At 53.6% G+C, this 16,623-nt stretch carries 15 protein-coding genes and 1 tRNA gene; 3 read left to right on the top strand and 13 right to left on the bottom strand.

What is annotated here, in order from left to right; all coding sequences use genetic code 11:
- The first annotated feature begins 742 nt into the window (after window positions 1-742).
- The 3 genes from CPA57_RS00080 to CPA57_RS00070 all read left to right on the top strand — a co-directional run bounded on the left by CPA57_RS00080 (window position 743) and on the right by CPA57_RS00070 (window position 4,276).
- Window positions 743-2,269 carry a pesticin C-terminus-like muramidase gene (locus tag CPA57_RS00080; protein ID WP_182080452.1) on the top strand — a complete coding sequence of 509 codons (1,527 nt, stop codon included), beginning with the start codon at window positions 743-745 and terminating at the stop codon, window positions 2,267-2,269.
- A gap of 493 nt (window positions 2,270-2,762) precedes the next feature.
- Window positions 2,763-3,626 carry a pesticin C-terminus-like muramidase gene (locus CPA57_RS00075; RefSeq protein ID WP_182080450.1) on the top strand — a complete coding sequence of 288 codons (864 nt, stop codon included), beginning with the start codon at window positions 2,763-2,765 and terminating at the stop codon, window positions 3,624-3,626.
- The gene (locus CPA57_RS00070; protein WP_182080448.1) at window positions 3,587-4,276 is read left to right on the top strand and encodes a hypothetical protein; all 690 of its coding nucleotides are present in this window, start codon (window positions 3,587-3,589) and stop codon (window positions 4,274-4,276) included. The genes CPA57_RS00075 and CPA57_RS00070 overlap by 40 nt, the downstream gene beginning before the upstream one ends.
- Before the next feature lie 97 nt (window positions 4,277-4,373).
- Here the strand turns inward: CPA57_RS00070 and CPA57_RS00065 are convergent, their stop codons facing one another.
- From CPA57_RS00065 to CPA57_RS00005, 13 genes are all read right to left on the bottom strand, one after another.
- Window positions 4,374-6,206 (bottom strand): type IV secretory system conjugative DNA transfer family protein, encoded by a 1,833-nt coding sequence (locus tag CPA57_RS00065; RefSeq protein ID WP_182080446.1) that lies wholly within the window; start codon window positions 6,204-6,206, stop codon window positions 4,374-4,376.
- Between the two features lie 16 nt (window positions 6,207-6,222).
- Window positions 6,223-7,263, bottom strand: a complete 1,041-nt coding sequence (gene virB11 / locus CPA57_RS00060; RefSeq protein WP_182080444.1) for a P-type DNA transfer ATPase VirB11 — start codon at window positions 7,261-7,263, stop codon at window positions 6,223-6,225.
- A complete protein-coding gene (gene virB10 / locus CPA57_RS00055; RefSeq protein WP_182080442.1) occupies window positions 7,253-8,404 on the bottom strand; it encodes a type IV secretion system protein VirB10 in 1,152 nt (383 codons plus the stop codon). The genes virB11 and virB10 overlap by 11 nt, the downstream gene beginning before the upstream one ends.
- On the bottom strand, window positions 8,401-9,318 hold the full coding sequence (locus CPA57_RS00050) for a TrbG/VirB9 family P-type conjugative transfer protein (RefSeq protein ID WP_182080441.1): 918 nt from the start codon (window positions 9,316-9,318) through the stop codon (window positions 8,401-8,403). Before CPA57_RS00050 ends, virB10 begins: the two co-directional genes overlap by 4 nt.
- Complete coding sequence (locus CPA57_RS00045; RefSeq protein WP_182080439.1) at window positions 9,315-10,007, bottom strand: type IV secretion system protein VirB8; 693 nt, start codon at window positions 10,005-10,007, stop codon at window positions 9,315-9,317. The genes CPA57_RS00050 and CPA57_RS00045 overlap by 4 nt, the downstream gene beginning before the upstream one ends.
- The gene (locus CPA57_RS09040) at window positions 10,007-10,141 is read right to left on the bottom strand and encodes a type IV secretion system lipoprotein VirB7 (RefSeq protein WP_182081731.1); all 135 of its coding nucleotides are present in this window, start codon (window positions 10,139-10,141) and stop codon (window positions 10,007-10,009) included. The genes CPA57_RS00045 and CPA57_RS09040 overlap by 1 nt, the downstream gene beginning before the upstream one ends.
- A 74-nt stretch (window positions 10,142-10,215) precedes the next feature.
- Entirely contained in the window at window positions 10,216-11,136 is a 921-nt protein-coding gene (locus tag CPA57_RS00035) for a type IV secretion system protein (protein WP_182080437.1), read from the bottom strand.
- 134 nt (window positions 11,137-11,270) lie between these two features.
- Window positions 11,271-11,996 carry a type IV secretion system protein gene (locus CPA57_RS00030; protein ID WP_229709119.1) on the bottom strand — a complete coding sequence of 242 codons (726 nt, stop codon included), beginning with the start codon at window positions 11,994-11,996 and terminating at the stop codon, window positions 11,271-11,273.
- A gap of 13 nt (window positions 11,997-12,009) precedes the next feature.
- Complete coding sequence (locus CPA57_RS00025) at window positions 12,010-14,382, bottom strand: VirB4 family type IV secretion/conjugal transfer ATPase (protein ID WP_182080435.1); 2,373 nt, start codon at window positions 14,380-14,382, stop codon at window positions 12,010-12,012.
- Entirely contained in the window at window positions 14,382-14,705 is a 324-nt protein-coding gene (locus tag CPA57_RS00020) for a type IV secretion system protein VirB3 (protein WP_077395798.1), read from the bottom strand. Before CPA57_RS00020 ends, CPA57_RS00025 begins: the two co-directional genes overlap by 1 nt.
- A 3-nt stretch (window positions 14,706-14,708) precedes the next feature.
- Entirely contained in the window at window positions 14,709-15,035 is a 327-nt protein-coding gene (gene virB2, locus CPA57_RS00015; RefSeq protein ID WP_182080433.1) for a pilin major subunit VirB2, read from the bottom strand.
- Window positions 15,036-15,045: 10 nt separating this feature from the next.
- Window positions 15,046-15,987 (bottom strand): lytic transglycosylase domain-containing protein, encoded by a 942-nt coding sequence (locus CPA57_RS00010; protein WP_229709228.1) that lies wholly within the window; start codon window positions 15,985-15,987, stop codon window positions 15,046-15,048.
- Window positions 15,988-16,508: 521 nt separating this feature from the next.
- A tRNA-Met gene (locus CPA57_RS00005) sits at window positions 16,509-16,585 on the bottom strand.
- Window positions 16,586-16,623 lie beyond the last annotated feature (38 nt).

Raw genomic sequence — 16,623 nt, 5'->3', positions numbered from 1 at the left:
GGAGAAATACGATGAGATACCATCAGAAAAACATAATTAAGGTAATTATTTTACTACCTCTTTTATTTGTATCCACCCTCCAGACAGCTCACGCCTTTCCCGATGGTTTTCCGTACGTAAGAAAACACATGCGAAAAAAAGTTGGAAAGATGTTGGATAACATCAATAAAATGGGGGGCAGCTCGCCAGCTTGCTCGACCATTCTGTGCCTTGCTCCCTACGTCGGTATGGGAACGTCTGGTGGCCCCGCCTGTGTGGGTCCTAATCAGATATATTTCAATATCAGAGTCTTTGATCCGTGGTCTGGATATGATGCCGATCTAACAAAGGCTGTGCGCGGTGCCTATCTGCAAACGTGCCCTGATACAGAAAATGCAGCTCTAGCCAGGAGTGAGAATGATGCCGTGGGAACATGGTTTTCAGGGCAGTAGAAACAAACTACCATGACCGAACAACCCAATTAAAGGCCTGACGACAAATGACAGTCTTTTTATAATGTCATAAACAATGCAATCTATACAATAATAATTTTCAAAAACAGAAAAAATCAAAATAGCATAAATTTAAATGAAACATTTTTGTTTAATTAACATTACGACGTCCCATGAAATTAAAATGGCAGAACGATGAATTCGAAAAATTCCTTAATCATCCCAAGTAACGACAACAGCAACACCCTATTATCTCTATTTTAACGAAATAGAACCTAAGCTGCCTTCTCTTCGGATGAGGCAAGGCTCAGATGTCAGACCACACGCAAGACTACTTCTTAAAACAGGTAAAAGCCAAAGACCAACAATCAGAAGAAGATGGGCTCCATGTAAGAGAAAAGCCTCAGCAGGAACAGCTTGCCGAATATCCATGTTCTTCATCCCCGCAACCTAAGCACGGCCTGACTACAGGGGATCGTGGATTCGTCTATGACCACGAAGGTGGGAAGCCACATATACAGTTGAATGGTTATTACCCTGGAGGCGGCAACTCCGGTGTAACAGTCGGCCATGGTGTGGATCTGGCACAGCATACACGGGAAGAATTCAAAAGAACCATCAGAGCTGCAAAAGATGTACCTGAGGAGTTGCGTACGAGAGTAGAGAAAACACTCGACAGAATACCAGATATCCTTTTCGCGACAGACCATAATCACAAAGGCCTGCATGGACAGGAAACAAAGGACTATCTATCCATTAAAAAACACCGCCTCCAGCTCAGAAAGGATGAAGTGGACTGTCTGTCCAATATCACTTTCAACCAGATTACGAACCATACTCAAAAACGCTTTGAAAGAAACAGTCAGGTCCCTCACGCTTTCGATAACCTGTCTGAACCTGTCAAGACGGTCCTAGTAGATCTGTCTTATGTCATGGGACCAAACTTCGGGCACCCCGGCGACAACCAAATAAAGCGGCATCTCTATCAGGAATTTCTTGAAGGGAAGGTCTCCAAAGCGGCCGACGACATAGAAAGTTACTTCCCGAACATCATCGGGAAGCAAAGGGCCCAAAACGATGCACAAGTCCTACGAGGCGACATCAGTCTTTTATACAAAGAATCAGGAGAAAACGCATGCATCACACCATCCATCGCTCCCAAACGCTCCCAAACGCTCCTTGTAATAGCCGCCCTTCTCGCTCTGGCCAATGTCACGGCAAAAGCCGCAGATACACAGGCTTCATGCCGCTTTGAGCATCCGGACCGCATGCGTGACAAACTTGCCAAGGAACAAGGGGTTTCCGACTGGACAGAAACTTTGGATTATCCCGAATATGTCTATGCACTAGAACATCATGACAAAAAAAACGCCATGAAATTCATGAAATGCGAGGAGAGCTTCAAAAATTCCGCCAGATTCCGTGCTCTCAACAAGAAGCTTCAGTCATATCTGATAGAAAACTACAAAGCATCAATCTCCGGCGTCAATATTGAAGGAGGCGATTTCCGCAAGGGTGATTTCCTCATGTTCTCATCATGCCAGCCTCACGCCTGTGTTACCAATGTCCATACCGATATCTTCGACAAGGATGGGAACATGGTCAGCGTGATCCTCTACCAATATCCATCCGACGCCGAAGGCGGAGCAGCGGGACAGGCTATCGCCGACGTGCTGAGGGGCAGACATTCCATAAACTACTATCCTCTTGAAGCCTGGGTCTTCATCCGCAGGGGATATGACACACCAGGACTGCGTGACTTCATCGAAGAGGCCATTCCTTACTTCAGGCAAAACAGCCGCACGACACTCCTTGATATTCACAACATCTCGAACTGACCAACCACGAAAGCACATCTGAGCACCACCATGGCGGACCGGCTTCCACCATGTCACCCTAAAAAGTTTCCAAACCTGCTGGCCGCAATCTTTTCCCTGTCCTAATCAGATGTATTTCAATATCAGAGTATTTGAGCCGTGGTCTGGATATGATGCCGTGGGACATGGTTTTCAGGGCAGTAAAAACAAACCTCCATGGCCGACCAGCCCAATTAACTTCCTGACAAAAAAGGGTAGTCCCTATCCATTCATCATAGATGAGACAATCTATACAATAATAATTCCCAAAAACATAAAATTAAAAATAACATCAGCTTAAATGAAACAGTTTTGTTTAACTAATATTACGACGTTCCATGAAATTAAATCGGAGATCGATGAATTCGAAAAAATGCCTCGATCGTCCCAAGTAACGGCCAAAGCAACGCCCTGTTATCTCTATTTTAACGAAATAGAACCTAAGCTGCCTCTCTTCGGATGAGGCAAGGCTCAGATGTCAGACCACACGCAACATGATTACTTCTTAAAACAAGTAAGAGCCAGAAGCCAACAGCCGGAAAATAAACGTCATCTGGAAGAAAACCCTCGACAGGAACTGTCCACTCGACCGTCATGCTCCCTAGCTCCAGAACCTAAAAATGGCCTGACCACGAGGGATCGTGCCTTTGTGTATCTCAACGAAGGTGGGAAGCCACGTATGCAGTTGCATGGTTATTACCCTGGCGGCCCATCCTCCGGCGTAACAGTCGGCCATGGTGTGGATCTGGCGCAGCATACACGGGAAGAATTCAAAAGAGCCGTCAGAGCTGCAAAAGATGTACCTGAGGAGTTGCGTACGAGAGTAGAGAAAACACTCGACAGAATACCAGATATCCTTTTCGCGACAGACCATAATCACAAAGGCCTGCATGGGCAGAAAGCATATGACTATTTAGCCATCCAACAACACCCCGTCCGTCTTAGAAAGGATGAAGTGGACTGTCTGTCCAATATCACCTTCAATCAGATTACGAACCATACTCAAAAACGCTTTGAAAGAAACAGTCAGGTCCCTCACGCTTTCGATAATCTGTCTGAACCTGTCAAGACGGTCCTAGTAGATCTGTCTTATGTCATGGGACCAAACTTCGGACACCCCGGCGACAACCAAATAAAGCGGCATCTCTATCAGGAATTTCTTGAAGGGAAGGTCTCCAAAGCGGCCGACGACATAGAACGTTACTTCCCGAACATCATCGGGAGGCAAAGGGCCAAGAACGACGCACAGGTCCTCAGAGGCGACATCAGTCTTCTATACAAAGAATCAGGAGAAAACGCATGCATCACACCATCCATCGCTCCCAAACGCTCCTTGTGATAGCCACCCTTCTCGCTCTGGCCAATGTCACGGCAAAAGCCGCAGATACACAGGCTTCATGCCGCTTTGAGCATCCGGACCGCATGCTTGATAGACTTGCTAAAGAGCCGGGCTCCGACTGGACAGAAGCTTTGGATTATCCCGAATATGTACGTGCGCTAAGACGTTATGACAAAAAAAACGCCATGAAATTCATGAAATGCGAGGAGAGCTTCAAAAATTCTTCCAGATTCCGTGCCCTCAACAAGAAGCTTCAATCATATCTGATAGAAAACTACAAAGCATCAATCTCCGGCGTCAATATTGAAGGAGGCGATTTCCGCAAGGGTGATTTCCTCATGTTCTCATCATGCCAGCCTCACGCCTGTGTCACCAATGTCCATACCGATATCTTCGACAAGGATGGGAACATGGTCAGCGTGATCCTCTACCAATATCCATCCGACGCCGAAGGCGGAGCAGCGGGACAGGCTATCGCCGACGTGCTGAGGGGCAAGCATTCAATTCTTTATTTCCCCCTTGAGGCCTGGATATTCATCCGCAAGGGGTATGAGACACCAGGACTACGCAGCTTCATCGAAGATGCCGTTCCTTATTTCAGGCAAAACAGCGAAACGACAATCCTTGATGTGCATGATATCTCGGATTGACCAACCACGAAACCACATCTGAGCACCACCACAACGGAAGCCGGCCACGCTATCGGGAAAGATATTTTCCTCCGGTAACGTACCGGTTTCCACCATGTCACCCTAAAGACTTTCCAAACCTGCTGGCCGCAATCTTTTCCTCGATTTCCGGACGCCTAAAATAGATGGGCACGCCACACCGCAGGGGACTGGCCCCCCGCACAACAACAAACGCCTCATCAACACGGGTATTGTTCAGCAGCTCCTCACGACGAATGAGCGGGCGGCTCATTTCACTGTAACTGACATTCGTTCCATGAGACCTGCTGCCACCCCCCAGCCCTTTGCCGGAGCTGCCCTTGTTGCTGCCGCCTGATGTCGCCACGACGCCATAATTCCCGAACGTCTCTTCCAGTTCCTTGGCTGTTTCAAGGTCAGAAATGGCCACATACGTGCGGTGTACTGCCGCATCATACCAGGCCCGTTTCCCTTCACGTCCCCACTGTTCTTCAAGCTGGCCGACGGACTGGTACAGGAGACGCAGCGTTATGCCATATTTCCGCCCCGCATCACGGGCTGTCGCCATGATGCGCATGGGCCCAAGGCGGGCTACTTCATCCAGCAGAAACAGCACACGGTTTTGGATCCGGCCATCCGCCTCATAAACAGAATTGAGCAACGCCCCTATGATGGTACGGCCAATTTCCGGCGTGTTTTCCAGCGCACGCAGGGGCAGCTGAACAAAAACATCCATCCCGCCATGCATGATATCTGACGACCGGAAACTGCTACCAGATACCAGCTCGGCAAACGCCGGGTTCGACAGCCACGACGTCTTGTCATCCGCACTGCCATACACCCCTGAAAATGTCTCTTCCACAAGCCCCATGATAGCCCCTGCTATCTGACGGGCGTAGGTGGAAACACTGGTCTCATGAATGATCCTCAGAAGGGCCCGCACGTCATCCTGTGGCATGCTGAGGCCACTGCGAAGCGTACGCAGCGTTTTCTGCTCCGCTGGTAGGTCCGGGTCATACAGCATGTGCGCTAGAAGGCATGTTATCAGGTTGCGCCCCTGCCGGTCGAAGAAATCGCTGCTGGAATCCTTTTTACCTCCACCACTCTCCCGGCATATCCAGGACACAACATCCTGAATGTTCGTGATGGCCTCCGGAGAATTGATATCAATCCAGCCCAGAACATTGAAACCTATTCCCCCACCCAAGTTCAGCTCATGAACCTGATGGCCGAGCGACTCCCTGAATGGCCTCAGCATCGGCCCCAATTCCGTACTGGGATCAAGCACGACCACAGACCCGGTCCACGTCGTCAACGTAGTAACTGCCGACGTGGACTTGAAGGACCCCGGCCCGGCGAAAACCAGACTGTGTGTCGAACCACTCTCACATGGATCAATCAGAAGCGGTGCACGTCCCCCCATCCCCCACGTCTTGGAATCCTTGGGCATAAACGGCAGCCGTGCTCCCCTGTCCTCATCCACACGGTAGGCTTCCCCGACGACGACACCACCATATTCAGGAGATGGCCCCGGGAAGAGCATCCGGGCGAATTTCATGGTCATCCATTCCGCATGGCCATGATTCCCTGTCACGCCCCTGACCGACGCCCGCACGCCACCGCCAGGCAGGGAAGACCGCCGAAACAGCTGGGCCATACTACGGCGGGCAGCGGCGGCGATGATCACGGCCATCACCAAGATGGCGGCGCAGCCTGCTCCCGCCCCGATCTTCAGCCAATGCACGACGACCGGATTGTCCCGCCCATAATAAAGGTAGAGCCACCATTGATAGAATGGATAATCAAACGAGCTGAACAGCCCCGTCCCTGCAAGGAAAACAAGGGAAGCGACAACCGTCCATCCCGCAAATACCAGCACGATGCCAGCTATGAGCCGGACGGTCATTATAGGAGACCAGTTTGCGAAAGCCATGCCCTATCCCCCCTCTTCAGTACCGTGTCAGCAGATCAGCCACGGTCTCTTTGTTGCGGCGTGCATCAGCAGCAAGCCAGACCTCCCCGATGGAATAGACCTCACCCGTCGTTTCAAATGGCACGATCACATCAATGGCGGATGACAGCATGTCCACGAGGGTCTTATCCTCAAGGGCCGCCCCCTGCGGCGACCCCTTGATGAGTGAAAACAGCTTCTTGAAGGCCTGAACCGGATTGGCCCCGTGAATGGTGGAGATGGAGCCCGGATGACCAGAAACGACCTCATTGAGGTATGTCCAAGCCGCATCATCACGCATTTCGCCCAGCAGGATACGGTCAGGCCTCATACGGAGACTGGCATGCAGAAGGTCTTCTGCACTGACGGAATTGATGCCTGTCCCTGATTTTGAATAAAGCAGCCGCACATGGTTCGGATGCGGAATGATGAGTTCCGGTGTATCCTCAATCGTGATCGGCCGTTCATGAAGTGGTATTGCCGAGATGAGCGTCCGGCTCATCGTGGTCTTGCCAGAGCCCGTAGCCCCACACAGCAGCATGGTCAGGCGGTTGCGTACGCAGGCCGCTAGAAAGGCCTCCAAATCTCCACTGTCATAATAGCCCAGAACTTCCTCATGCCGTTTTTCTTCGGCTTCCGTCCTGTTCTGCCAGCGGTTCCATCGTGAAATGTCATACCGTTTCGTCACCGAGGCGAGTTCGGCCACCTTGTTGCTTGGCCGGCGGATGGTCAGACTGACCGTCCTGGCCGGTACCGATGGAGGCAGGCATATCTGAAGACGTTCACCACCGGGCAGTTCTGTCGAGCACAACGGGTGCCGCTCCCCTACATCCTGTTTGCGCAGGGCCCCGGCCAGAATGGCGATGTCTTCCAAATCCTCATATGAAAGTGGAATCTCATACTGGGTGAACGTACCCCTCTGGCGGACGAACACCTCACCCGGCCGGTTAATGCAGATCTCCTCCGTTGCGGGGTCCTCGAGCCATACCGCTAGTGGCTTCATCAGCCAGCGGAGCTGGACTGCCGCCTCACTGACCATAGCCACCTACCGTTGTCCGCAGCTCGTAAATTCCCGAGAAATCCAGGTCACGCGCCACAAAGATCGCCACGGTCTTGCCCTGAGACTTCTCACCCGTGGGCTGGATATTGAGACCGGCCTGAAGTGCGGAATTCGCAACCGTCTGCCCGTTCGACTGGAACGAATTGAAATAAGAGCCGCCGTTATTGCCGGAGGCACCAATGCGTGACGCCGCCTCCACACCGACATCCAGCGCACCCTGAATCACGCTGAGGAGAATGGCACTGCCAAAACGCTTCCACCAGTGATTGTTCACCGTCACGCCGATACCACTCTGCCCGAGCTCATCCGTAGCCGGTGAATCAAGCTCGATGACGCTATGTTCAGGTGTTTCGGCACGATCCCATACGATGAAAACCCGATCCTCACCCTGCAGCAGGCCATGCTGCATCTCGCCCGTCACAAGAGTTCCCTTATCAAGCAATACGACATTGCCCGTCGTGCTACGAATATCCATCGGAACCACGCATTTCGCATAGCCTGCCAGCTGAGTATTCAAGCGGGTCTGCAGAATGCAGGGAATGATCGTCCCCTTCGTGATGAGAAAATCCGGATGCGGAAGCATGTGCGCCTGCGAGCCCGCAAGAAGGGTCGGCTTCAGATTGGCGGCCAAGGGGCTACCCTCGGTTTCACCCGCCGGTTTCGGGAATTGTCCACCTGAAACCGGCCCCTGCTGTCCACCCACGGCCGGCGGAGCAGCAGCAGGCGCAGAAGCGGCCCCTCCCGCTTCGCCTGATGCCGCAAAAATCGGACTTTCAGCTGGGTTCATTTCATGACGGGTCGAGCGGGGAGTTACCAGAGGCATCCGCTGCAACTGGGGCTGAACGGGCATGGGCATGGGTGGCGGCGGCGGCGGTGCTGGTGGGGCACTACGCAGGTGGTACCCGGGCGACACCGTGGCACGCTGAACGGCCACCTGCTCAGTCTTCTTCGGTCCATCGCCAGCTCGCAGCCAGACGAAACCCAGCATAACCACCGCCACCAAGGCGGCGATGCCCACCTTCTGCAACGACGTTAGTTCCCGACGGGTCTCGTCGGAAACCATGGAGCCACCCTGATTGATGGATTCAGGGCTGTCATGATTGTCTTGCCTGTCGCTCATTGTGCCCCCTCCTTCAGCACCCGCCTGACATTCGGGCTGATCGTGTTTGTTCCAGGATTATGACCAACAGGGTCGAATGCCTTGTTGAAAAGGCACAGGACGGTATTGCCATCACGCAGACGCCACCGGGGCGCAACATGATCCGCAATAACCAGGGTGCCCCAGCCCGCCGGATCATTCTTCACGCTGTAATTTGCCGTGGCCTCATGCCCGTCAGGACCGATGAAGAAGATGGAGGGCAGCCGGACATTGCCAGGAAAATGGAACACGGTGACATTGCCGTTGTCCCACATCTCGAACGGGAGCAGAGAACGGTCACCCTGCCCCACATACTTCCAGTTCTTTATACCAAAGTCGGGGTCTTTGGTTTCCCGCTCCATCCGTTCATGCGCCAGCTGCATCTCAAGCTGACGGGTACGGGCTTCGACCTCTTCCTGCTCCCGCTTCTCACGGGCGGCGGCCTCGGCCCGACGTGCGGCGGCGGCATCCCCCGGATAAGTGAACTGGACGCTGTAATAGATGCCATCCGTCGAATTGGCGAGTGTTTCGGCCGGGACGGTGGCCACCTCAAAAACATAACGGCGGGCACGGCCCTGATCATTGCGTGTCAGGACAATGACCGGCTGGAGACTCAGCCCGTTTGTCGCCTTGAAGAACAGATAGCTGCCGGCCGGAGCCGCCTTCAGATGGATGCTGTCACTAACGGCAACCCGGTCAACAGTCTCGTGCGCTCCGAAACCGACGACCAGCGTCGCACCGACCGACGTCGAGAGATGCACCACCTGATCCGGGACATACGGCACGTACCGCATTCTGGTATCATGACGGCTGGGCAGTGGGTCCTGCTCCGCATGGGCCGGGACGACAGACAGGCCAGCCACAAGACCCAGAACAACAACAGCAAGACTCTTCATTGTACGCCATCCTCTGACGACTGATAGGACGAGATGATCACACCACCCGGGTTGCTCAGGCGGGCCTTTGGGGGAATGTCCTGCACCTTCATGATCTGCACCGTCGCGATCCAGGTTGTTTCCACCGGTTTGGCACCCTCCATCGACACCCGCCGCCGGAAACGCACCTGAATGACATTTCCGCCAATCGGCGCCATCGACAGCTCCTCGACATCAATCTGGCCCCTCTGCCCCACCGTGACTTGGGGGCTTTTCGGGTTGGGGAAATTGAACCAGTTCTGATAGGCATCCCGCACTGCATCCGTGCTCATGAGTGATACGGTGTCATAGGCATACTGGGCAGTCGCATAAGTGTATCCTTCACGAAGGCGCACATACTGCCAGACGGCAGCGTTGACGACCGCATCATCCATGGTCTTCGGCAGGCGTGACATAGAGATCTCGCTGTCCACGGTTCCATCCGGGCGGACCCAGAGCGGCATCGGAACAAGCTTCTCCAGCGGGAAAAGAGCCACCACGGACCAGACCAGACCAAGATTGGCGAGCATCGAGAGTGTCAGGCCGACAACAAGAAACTTGTTGATGCGGGTGACAGCCCGTGCACGTGCCTCTTGGAACGTCTCGACCTTTTCATAATATTCGGCGAGCCTCTCTTTCGGGACGGGCGGGACAAACAGGTCCTTGCTCATCAGCGGCTCACCCTTTCCTGTTTCGTCAGATCTGCCGGCTGCGCTTTCCAATGCTCCGTATTGAGCTGGAAAACGGGCCCCTTACATTTCGAAACCGGATCATGTCCGCTACAGGCCGCCAGAGCCAACAACATGAGAACGACAGACCCTGTTCTGATGTTCACCATCAGGATAACTCCCTTCCCGATCTACAAGTATCCAGTTTGCTTTACTTAAACATCCTGCGGGCAATATTGTTCGCCGTCCTGCTTCCTGAAGACGAACCTCCAACAACACTACCCATTGCTGACCCAGCCGACCTGACTTCTATCCCACCACCAATGATAGCGGCGACGGCAGGAAGAAGATTGACGATGGACGCGCAGATCATCACGAAAATCGTCGCATTGAACATGGCGCCGGTCGCAACGGCTCCCAGTCCCTGCTCAACGAGCTCTTCCACAGCGATCTTGTTAAGGTAATGCTTGATGCCCTGCGCAAAGACCACCACGGAGATGTCCACCATGGCCGACAGGAGAATCAGACCGACCATCTGCCCGATCCATTTTTCCGCAAAACCACGCGTTGCCTCGAAAAGGAAACCAGCAATCACGAATGGTCCAATGGTCAACACGACATCCATCACCACCTGTGCGCAGAGATAGATGGTAAAGACCTCACCGAGCATGAGACCATTGCAGGTATCAATTATGGCCAGCTTCTGATGATCGGAGACCTGCCAGATGGAGAGAACAGCCTTGATCGCAGCCGAATTTCCCGAGAGACTGGCCATGATATCATCAAGCAGTTCTGGCGTGCTCAGGGCCTGGCCGGACGTGATGGTGGAAGCAATCCAAGTTGGCAGTCCATTGCGAAAGAACTGGACGACATAAGTGTTATACACACCGGCCTCTAGGATGAAGGCCGACACAAGGGCAACACGAAGGATCCGCGTGATGCCACGCCGCACGTCTATATCCCCACGCATGACAAGAATGCCCGTCACGATCACCCACAGGACAATCAGCGCACTAAAAGGTGCAGAAAGTGCTCCCAGTATGTTGCTGACAAGCGCATTCATCTTGTTGTCGAAATCCTGCACGATCTGATCATTGACAGCTTCAAAAACGTCTCTTGCGTATATCCTCATCGACCATTCACTCCCCCAACGCCCCCAGACAGAACCTTCTCACCGTCTGGCCCATCACCCTCTTCACCTAGGCACATCTCGCCTAGACCGACATGCCTGCGCCATATGCGGCATCATGTTCCTTTCCCTGGTGGCTAGTTCCCCTTCTTCCACCAGTCGGCCGCCTTGAGTTCATCGGCACGCCCCTCTGCCCTCTCCTGCATCTGCTGATTTGCTATCTGCGCCTGGGAGAGTATTTGCAGGTTCTGCGCCGCCGCCAGCTGCGCCTGAACGGCCTGAGATTCGACGGCAATCCGCCCATTTATGGCCGAAATTTGTGTGATATCTGTGGCGTCACTCAATGTCTCCTGCATCTCAGTCAGCTTATCCAGCCGCTCGTCGAGTGATGTCAGGTTCTGCATTGCAAGACCTCGAATATTGGCAAGAGACGCTGTTCCCTGCTTCAGAAACTGGCTGATCGGGTCCTTGTTCTGATCTGGCACCACATAGCGATTCAGACGTGCAAAACGCTGACCATACTCACTCACCTTGCCGGCATCCGCAGTAATCTGATCAACAATATTCTCAACACCCGGAAGCGGATGCCGCAGGATTTGCTCCTTGAAATCCCTGAGCATACCATTGAAAACATCCGGTACATTCTTGAACATCTTATACTGATCGACCATCTGGTTATACTGATCGACCATCTCATTATACTGCTGGGTTAGCTGAGCAACCTCCCTAGCCGTATTGGCGATACTCTGTGTGATGCTGCCATGATCCATCACCATGATCTGTGCCCTGGCAGAACGCACATTGACGGTCAGAACCATGACCGTGGCCAGCATGACCGCAGCCAGACAGACAATCTTTCCCATCACCTTATTCTCCTTAGTCTCTGGCCTCGTGATAACGGGTCATGAAATGCTCAAGCCACTGGCTTGGATCGTTGCCGTATTTCATGCGTAGCTGCTCGGCAAAATTGGCCCTGTTCGCCCGCCCTGAAAGCACGGCGATATATTCCGGCATGGCAGACAGGTCGAACTCGCATATGACGCTGCCATTCTCACGCTTCATGAGAAAGCGTTTGGGGTCTCCCACCATTCCCTCACGGATGGCAGCGTACTCACCTTCTGTACAGCTCAGCCCCGTCATATAGGCCGCCCTGTCTGCCGTCGGAGATGGGTACAGGATCTTGGTCATGCACTGCGCTACTAGAGACGCACCTAGCTTTGATTCCAGCACATGCTCCGGTTGCTGCGTTGCCAGAATCAGCATTCCGTTATTCTTCCGGACCGTCAGCAGAAACTTGTCGATGACCGCCGCAAATTTCGGATCCAGAAGATAGGCCCTGAACTCGTCACAGCTCATGAGGAAGCGGCGTCCATCCACCACCTTCTCGATCCTGTAGAGCAGATAGGCTGCCGTGGGGGCGCATATCTCTTCGTGATCAAGGAAAGCGGTCAGGTCAAAACCCGTGATGGCACTGGACAGATCCACACTGTCCTCATCGCCATCAAACAGCCACCCCAGGGCTCCCCCACGGCACCACCGTTCCAACCGTGCCCCGGCTCCCTCCGCCGGACCATGCATGAGGAACTGACGCACCCCTGCCAGAGACCGCATCTCCACCGGATAACTCATCTGGCGGGCAATGCCACGCTGGAGCCGCTTAGCATCCTCCGACGATATGCCACCCTTGCCATCACTTTCTATGAGACCGGTAATCCACTGCCGCAGGAACTCGACATCGTCCGCATCCCCGCTCAGGCCACGCATCGGGGCAAGGCCGCAGGACACGCCCCGTTTCAGCACGAGATATGTGCCCCCCGTCGCCAACACAAGGAGCTGTCCGCCTCGATCCTTGTCGAAGAACACGACAGCACCATTCACAGTGGAGAGGGCCTGTTCCATCATCGCCATGATGTACATGAGAATGGTGGTCTTCCCGGAGCCGATCGGGCCGAAAATGGCCGTCATCCCAACATCCTTCACATGTGGGACGTAATCATACGGCGTCGCACCATCAGTTCTAAACCGGGCAATGGCGGTTCCCCAATGCCCTGCCCTGGCACCAGCCGGGAAGTTGTCAAACGTGGAAAGGCTGGCAAAATTGCTGCTGTTTATGCTTCCGGCCCGTGTCCTGAACTCCCAGTTTCCCGGCAGCTGCGACCAGAAAGCCGCCTCCAATGCCATGATCTCCTGCACGACCACGGCCCCTGCATCGGTAAGACGAGCCCGTGCCCGGGCACTTCTTTCACCCAGGTCGGCCAGATTGTCCGCATACACGGCGAGTGAGAAATGATGCGTTCCAAAAACAAACTCGTTGGAAATGAGCCTATCCACGGCGTCCGTCAGCTGATCCATCTGGCTGGATGCCTTGTCGCCGGAACTCGCCATCTGGTTGGTCTTTAGCGTCAATCTTTCATCGGCCTGCGCCCGTGTCAGAAACCCGAAGGACTGGCTGATTACTATGGGAAACTCGACGCTCAGAAGCGTATTGAGCATTCCCGGCCGGGTTTTGGCCGGATACTCACGGAAGGAAAAAATGCCACCCACCTTGCTGTGGTCAAGCGACCTTATCTCAAATCCCCGCTTTCCGCAGATGACCCGATCCGTATAGAGCGAAGCCCCAAGAGAGCCAGAGACCAGTGGGACGGGCATCCAGAAGGCCGAGATGATGAGGCGCAGGGCCTCGCCAATTTCCGTAAACACCACATCGTTGGCCTCGCGCAGCCCAAGACGGCGGACACCATACCTGTCCAGCGCAGACGACACGACCTGCCAGATGTCTTCCAGCTGTCTTACGACTGCACTGCTCCCCTCGGCTGGTGCCTTCTTGCCGAAGCGCATCATCCTGCTGCCCATCTTGCCCAGGACATTCCGGGGGGAAACGATTACCGAAAAGAAATAATCATTCCGGTAAAGACGGTCCTTCAGCACACGTTCGTTGAAAGCCCGATGTAGGTTGCGGGAAAACTCCGAACGGAACTGGGTGTCAGGCAGTTCCGGCACATCCGGATGCCGGATGAGATGCGTGTAGACGGTGACGTTGTCATCAGCAATGTTGCGCAGGACCGTATTAAGGTTCCGTTTGCGCCCGTTCCTTACCGATATTTCTTCCAGCTCGAAGGGCACGCCCTGCACATGCCCCATGGCCATGACCGACCCGTCACGCAGCAGCACGACATCCTTGGCGATATGCCCCACATAAGGCAGGTAGATTTCACCAGACCGCTCGACACCCCCGGACCTCCCGAACATCAGACGATCCCTCTTCCACGCTTCGGAACCCTGACGGGATTGGGGCTGACGGAGGCCCCACCCCAGACCGATCTGTCGATCGCACGCCCGGACGTTCTGATCGCAATATAGGCAACATTGACGGCATTATAATCACGGGAGACGAGCACTTTTGCTCCGAACCACAGCGGCACCATCAAGACCTCATAAAGAGGGTTCTTGAGAAAAACGATGATGAAGCCGGCAATCATCAAAAACAGCCCAGCCAGCGGCAGCGGCACGCCCGCCACCAGTGCTGGCCGGGTAGCAGCCAGGAACAGAGTGTCTTCGTCCAGCTTTTCCACGTCTCAGCCCCCCGTGAGCATCTTCCCGAGGGAGGAAGCACCGAACATGATGATAATTCCCCCGACCACACCCGAAACAGCCATCAGCGAGGCACGCCCAAACATCCACATGAGGCCGATGGCAATAATGCCGAGGATGGCAAGGCTCTGCCCGAATGCCCCAAGGATGAATGAGCAGATGTTGTTGATCATCGTTTCCGGGGACAGACCGCCCGTAACGCCAGCTGCACGTGCGACAGACGGAAGAGCGACAAGGCCCATCACCCATGCGGACCTGACTGTCCGGATGAACCTTTCACGAAGCACGACGCCTTTTGACAGTGACAACATGTCTTATTCCTTAATGGAGAGAAGAGAAGACCACAGGACTGTCCGTGGCCTGAACAAACAACGCAGCATCAGACGCACGCGGCTGGTCCGCATTTTTTTTCGCATCAGATGCGGAGCTGTATTCGGGGCTGCCCCACACATCCCACGAAGGGGGAGCGTCCGGGTCGGCGGCAGCCGAAACCTGCCGAGCTGGTGGAGACACCTTCACACCACTCGGCACTGAACCAACATCAAGAGCAGGTACTATCCTGCGTGCAGACGCCTCGACCTTACTCACATAACCATTTGTGAAACCACGCTGGGCATCCCCCGTATTGTACCGGGAGATCGTCACACGCAGGGCCGCCTGCTGCTCCTCATGTGTCTGTCCACCCACATAGGCATCCGACAGAATGATGGAGGCCGCACCTATCGACACGCATGGATCAAAAACGTCACGGACCTGCAGACCAAGACGTGGCAGATTATGAGAATTGATCTGCATGAGGCCAAGATCGACCGAATGACCAGATGCAATCAGGGTTGATGCCATTTCAGCAGCCTGCCGATCGTCGGCCGCCCTGAACACTTTCTGCGTATCGTTATCATGCAACAAAAAAGGCTCGAAACCAGACTCCGTCTGCGCAATCGATGCAAGCGTGACAGGGGCCACATTTGGCCCACAGCGCAAGGCAAGCTGTCCGAAATCCTTGATGGCCAGCGGTTGAGCCGTAGCCGCCCCTACTTTCCATGACAGCACACCCGCCATGAAGACAGAACCAACCATCCTGCATGCCCCGCCCCACGTCAGACGTCCCGCTTGGGCAACCGTCCCACTATATGGCGGCTGACTTAAAAAAGACTGACGAACGTCATCCCCGTTCTCCACAGCGTCCCATTCCACAAGAATGGAAAGGACAGTCTGGAGACTGGCTAGGACCGCCTGCTTCTTCAAAACTAGAAATGGTTCCATCAAGACGTCAGAACCCCTTGCATGGCACTACACGATAAATTCGACCCGGAGAGTGAATATCAGGAAAAAATAAATATTTTGTTATTTTTCTATATTGAAATAGAAGATAAATTTGTAACTTTACTTTGTTTTTATAAGATAATTCTATTTATATTTAAGAAATACTTTGAAGTATGATAATAAAATCAGAGAATTATGGAAGAGCCTGTATCGTGTTGCAGACACATTGAGACTGACCCGAACAGGATATGTCTCTCCTTCCTCAAGACACTCTTGAGAGTTTTGTGAAAGGGCCAACCATAACAAGAGCTACAAAAGCATAATAGAGAAAGGACGCACTTATGACCTTTCTCATTTTTATAAAAAGCCATCCCTTCTTGATACCTTCCACTCAAGGGAAAGGATTTACGCCGCAAACGGAAGCGGATGACTTTCGGAGCTACCATAAGCAACTCTAAGCTAAATACTCTGATGCTTCAGGTATTTTACCGGATTATTTTAGATTGTGTGGGGTGTATATTTGGATGCGGGGGTAGGATTTGAACCTACGACCTTCAGGTTATGAGCCTGACGAGCTACCGGGCTGCTCCACCCCGCGGTAGTGGGTGGTATATATAGAGAGAGGGTGAGCGAGGG

This window comes from Bombella favorum (assembly GCF_014048475.1).
In the GTDB taxonomy this organism is placed as follows: domain Bacteria; phylum Pseudomonadota; class Alphaproteobacteria; order Acetobacterales; family Acetobacteraceae; genus Bombella; species Bombella favorum.
This window is presented reverse-complemented; position numbering and strand designations above follow the sequence as displayed.

Bases quoted from the DNA above. Each gene is read 5' to 3' on its own strand.
- virB2 (WP_182080433.1), bottom strand. From the start codon at position 15,035: ATGTTGTCACTGTCAAAAGGCGTCGTGCTTCGTGAAAGGTTCATCCGG.
- CPA57_RS00035 (WP_182080437.1), bottom strand. From the start codon at position 11,136: ATGAGGATATACGCAAGAGACGTTTTTGAAGCTGTCAATGATCAGATC.
- CPA57_RS00070 (WP_182080448.1), top strand. From the start codon at position 3,587: ATGCATCACACCATCCATCGCTCCCAAACGCTCCTTGTGATAGCCACC.
- CPA57_RS00080 (WP_182080452.1), top strand. From the start codon at position 743: ATGTCAGACCACACGCAAGACTACTTCTTAAAACAGGTAAAAGCCAAA.
- virB10 (WP_182080442.1), bottom strand. From the start codon at position 8,404: ATGAGCGACAGGCAAGACAATCATGACAGCCCTGAATCCATCAATCAG.
- CPA57_RS00010 (WP_229709228.1), bottom strand. From the start codon at position 15,987: ATGGAACCATTTCTAGTTTTGAAGAAGCAGGCGGTCCTAGCCAGTCTC.
- CPA57_RS00025 (WP_182080435.1), bottom strand. From the start codon at position 14,382: ATGTTCGGGAGGTCCGGGGGTGTCGAGCGGTCTGGTGAAATCTACCTG.
- CPA57_RS00065 (WP_182080446.1), bottom strand. From the start codon at position 6,206: ATGGCTTTCGCAAACTGGTCTCCTATAATGACCGTCCGGCTCATAGCT.
- CPA57_RS00075 (WP_182080450.1), top strand. From the start codon at position 2,763: ATGTCAGACCACACGCAACATGATTACTTCTTAAAACAAGTAAGAGCC.
- CPA57_RS00030 (WP_229709119.1), bottom strand. From the start codon at position 11,996: ATGGGAAAGATTGTCTGTCTGGCTGCGGTCATGCTGGCCACGGTCATG.
- CPA57_RS00045 (WP_182080439.1), bottom strand. From the start codon at position 10,007: ATGAGCAAGGACCTGTTTGTCCCGCCCGTCCCGAAAGAGAGGCTCGCC.
- virB11 (WP_182080444.1), bottom strand. From the start codon at position 7,263: ATGGTCAGTGAGGCGGCAGTCCAGCTCCGCTGGCTGATGAAGCCACTA.
- CPA57_RS09040 (WP_182081731.1), bottom strand. From the start codon at position 10,141: ATGTTGTTGGCTCTGGCGGCCTGTAGCGGACATGATCCGGTTTCGAAA.
- CPA57_RS00050 (WP_182080441.1), bottom strand. From the start codon at position 9,318: ATGAAGAGTCTTGCTGTTGTTGTTCTGGGTCTTGTGGCTGGCCTGTCT.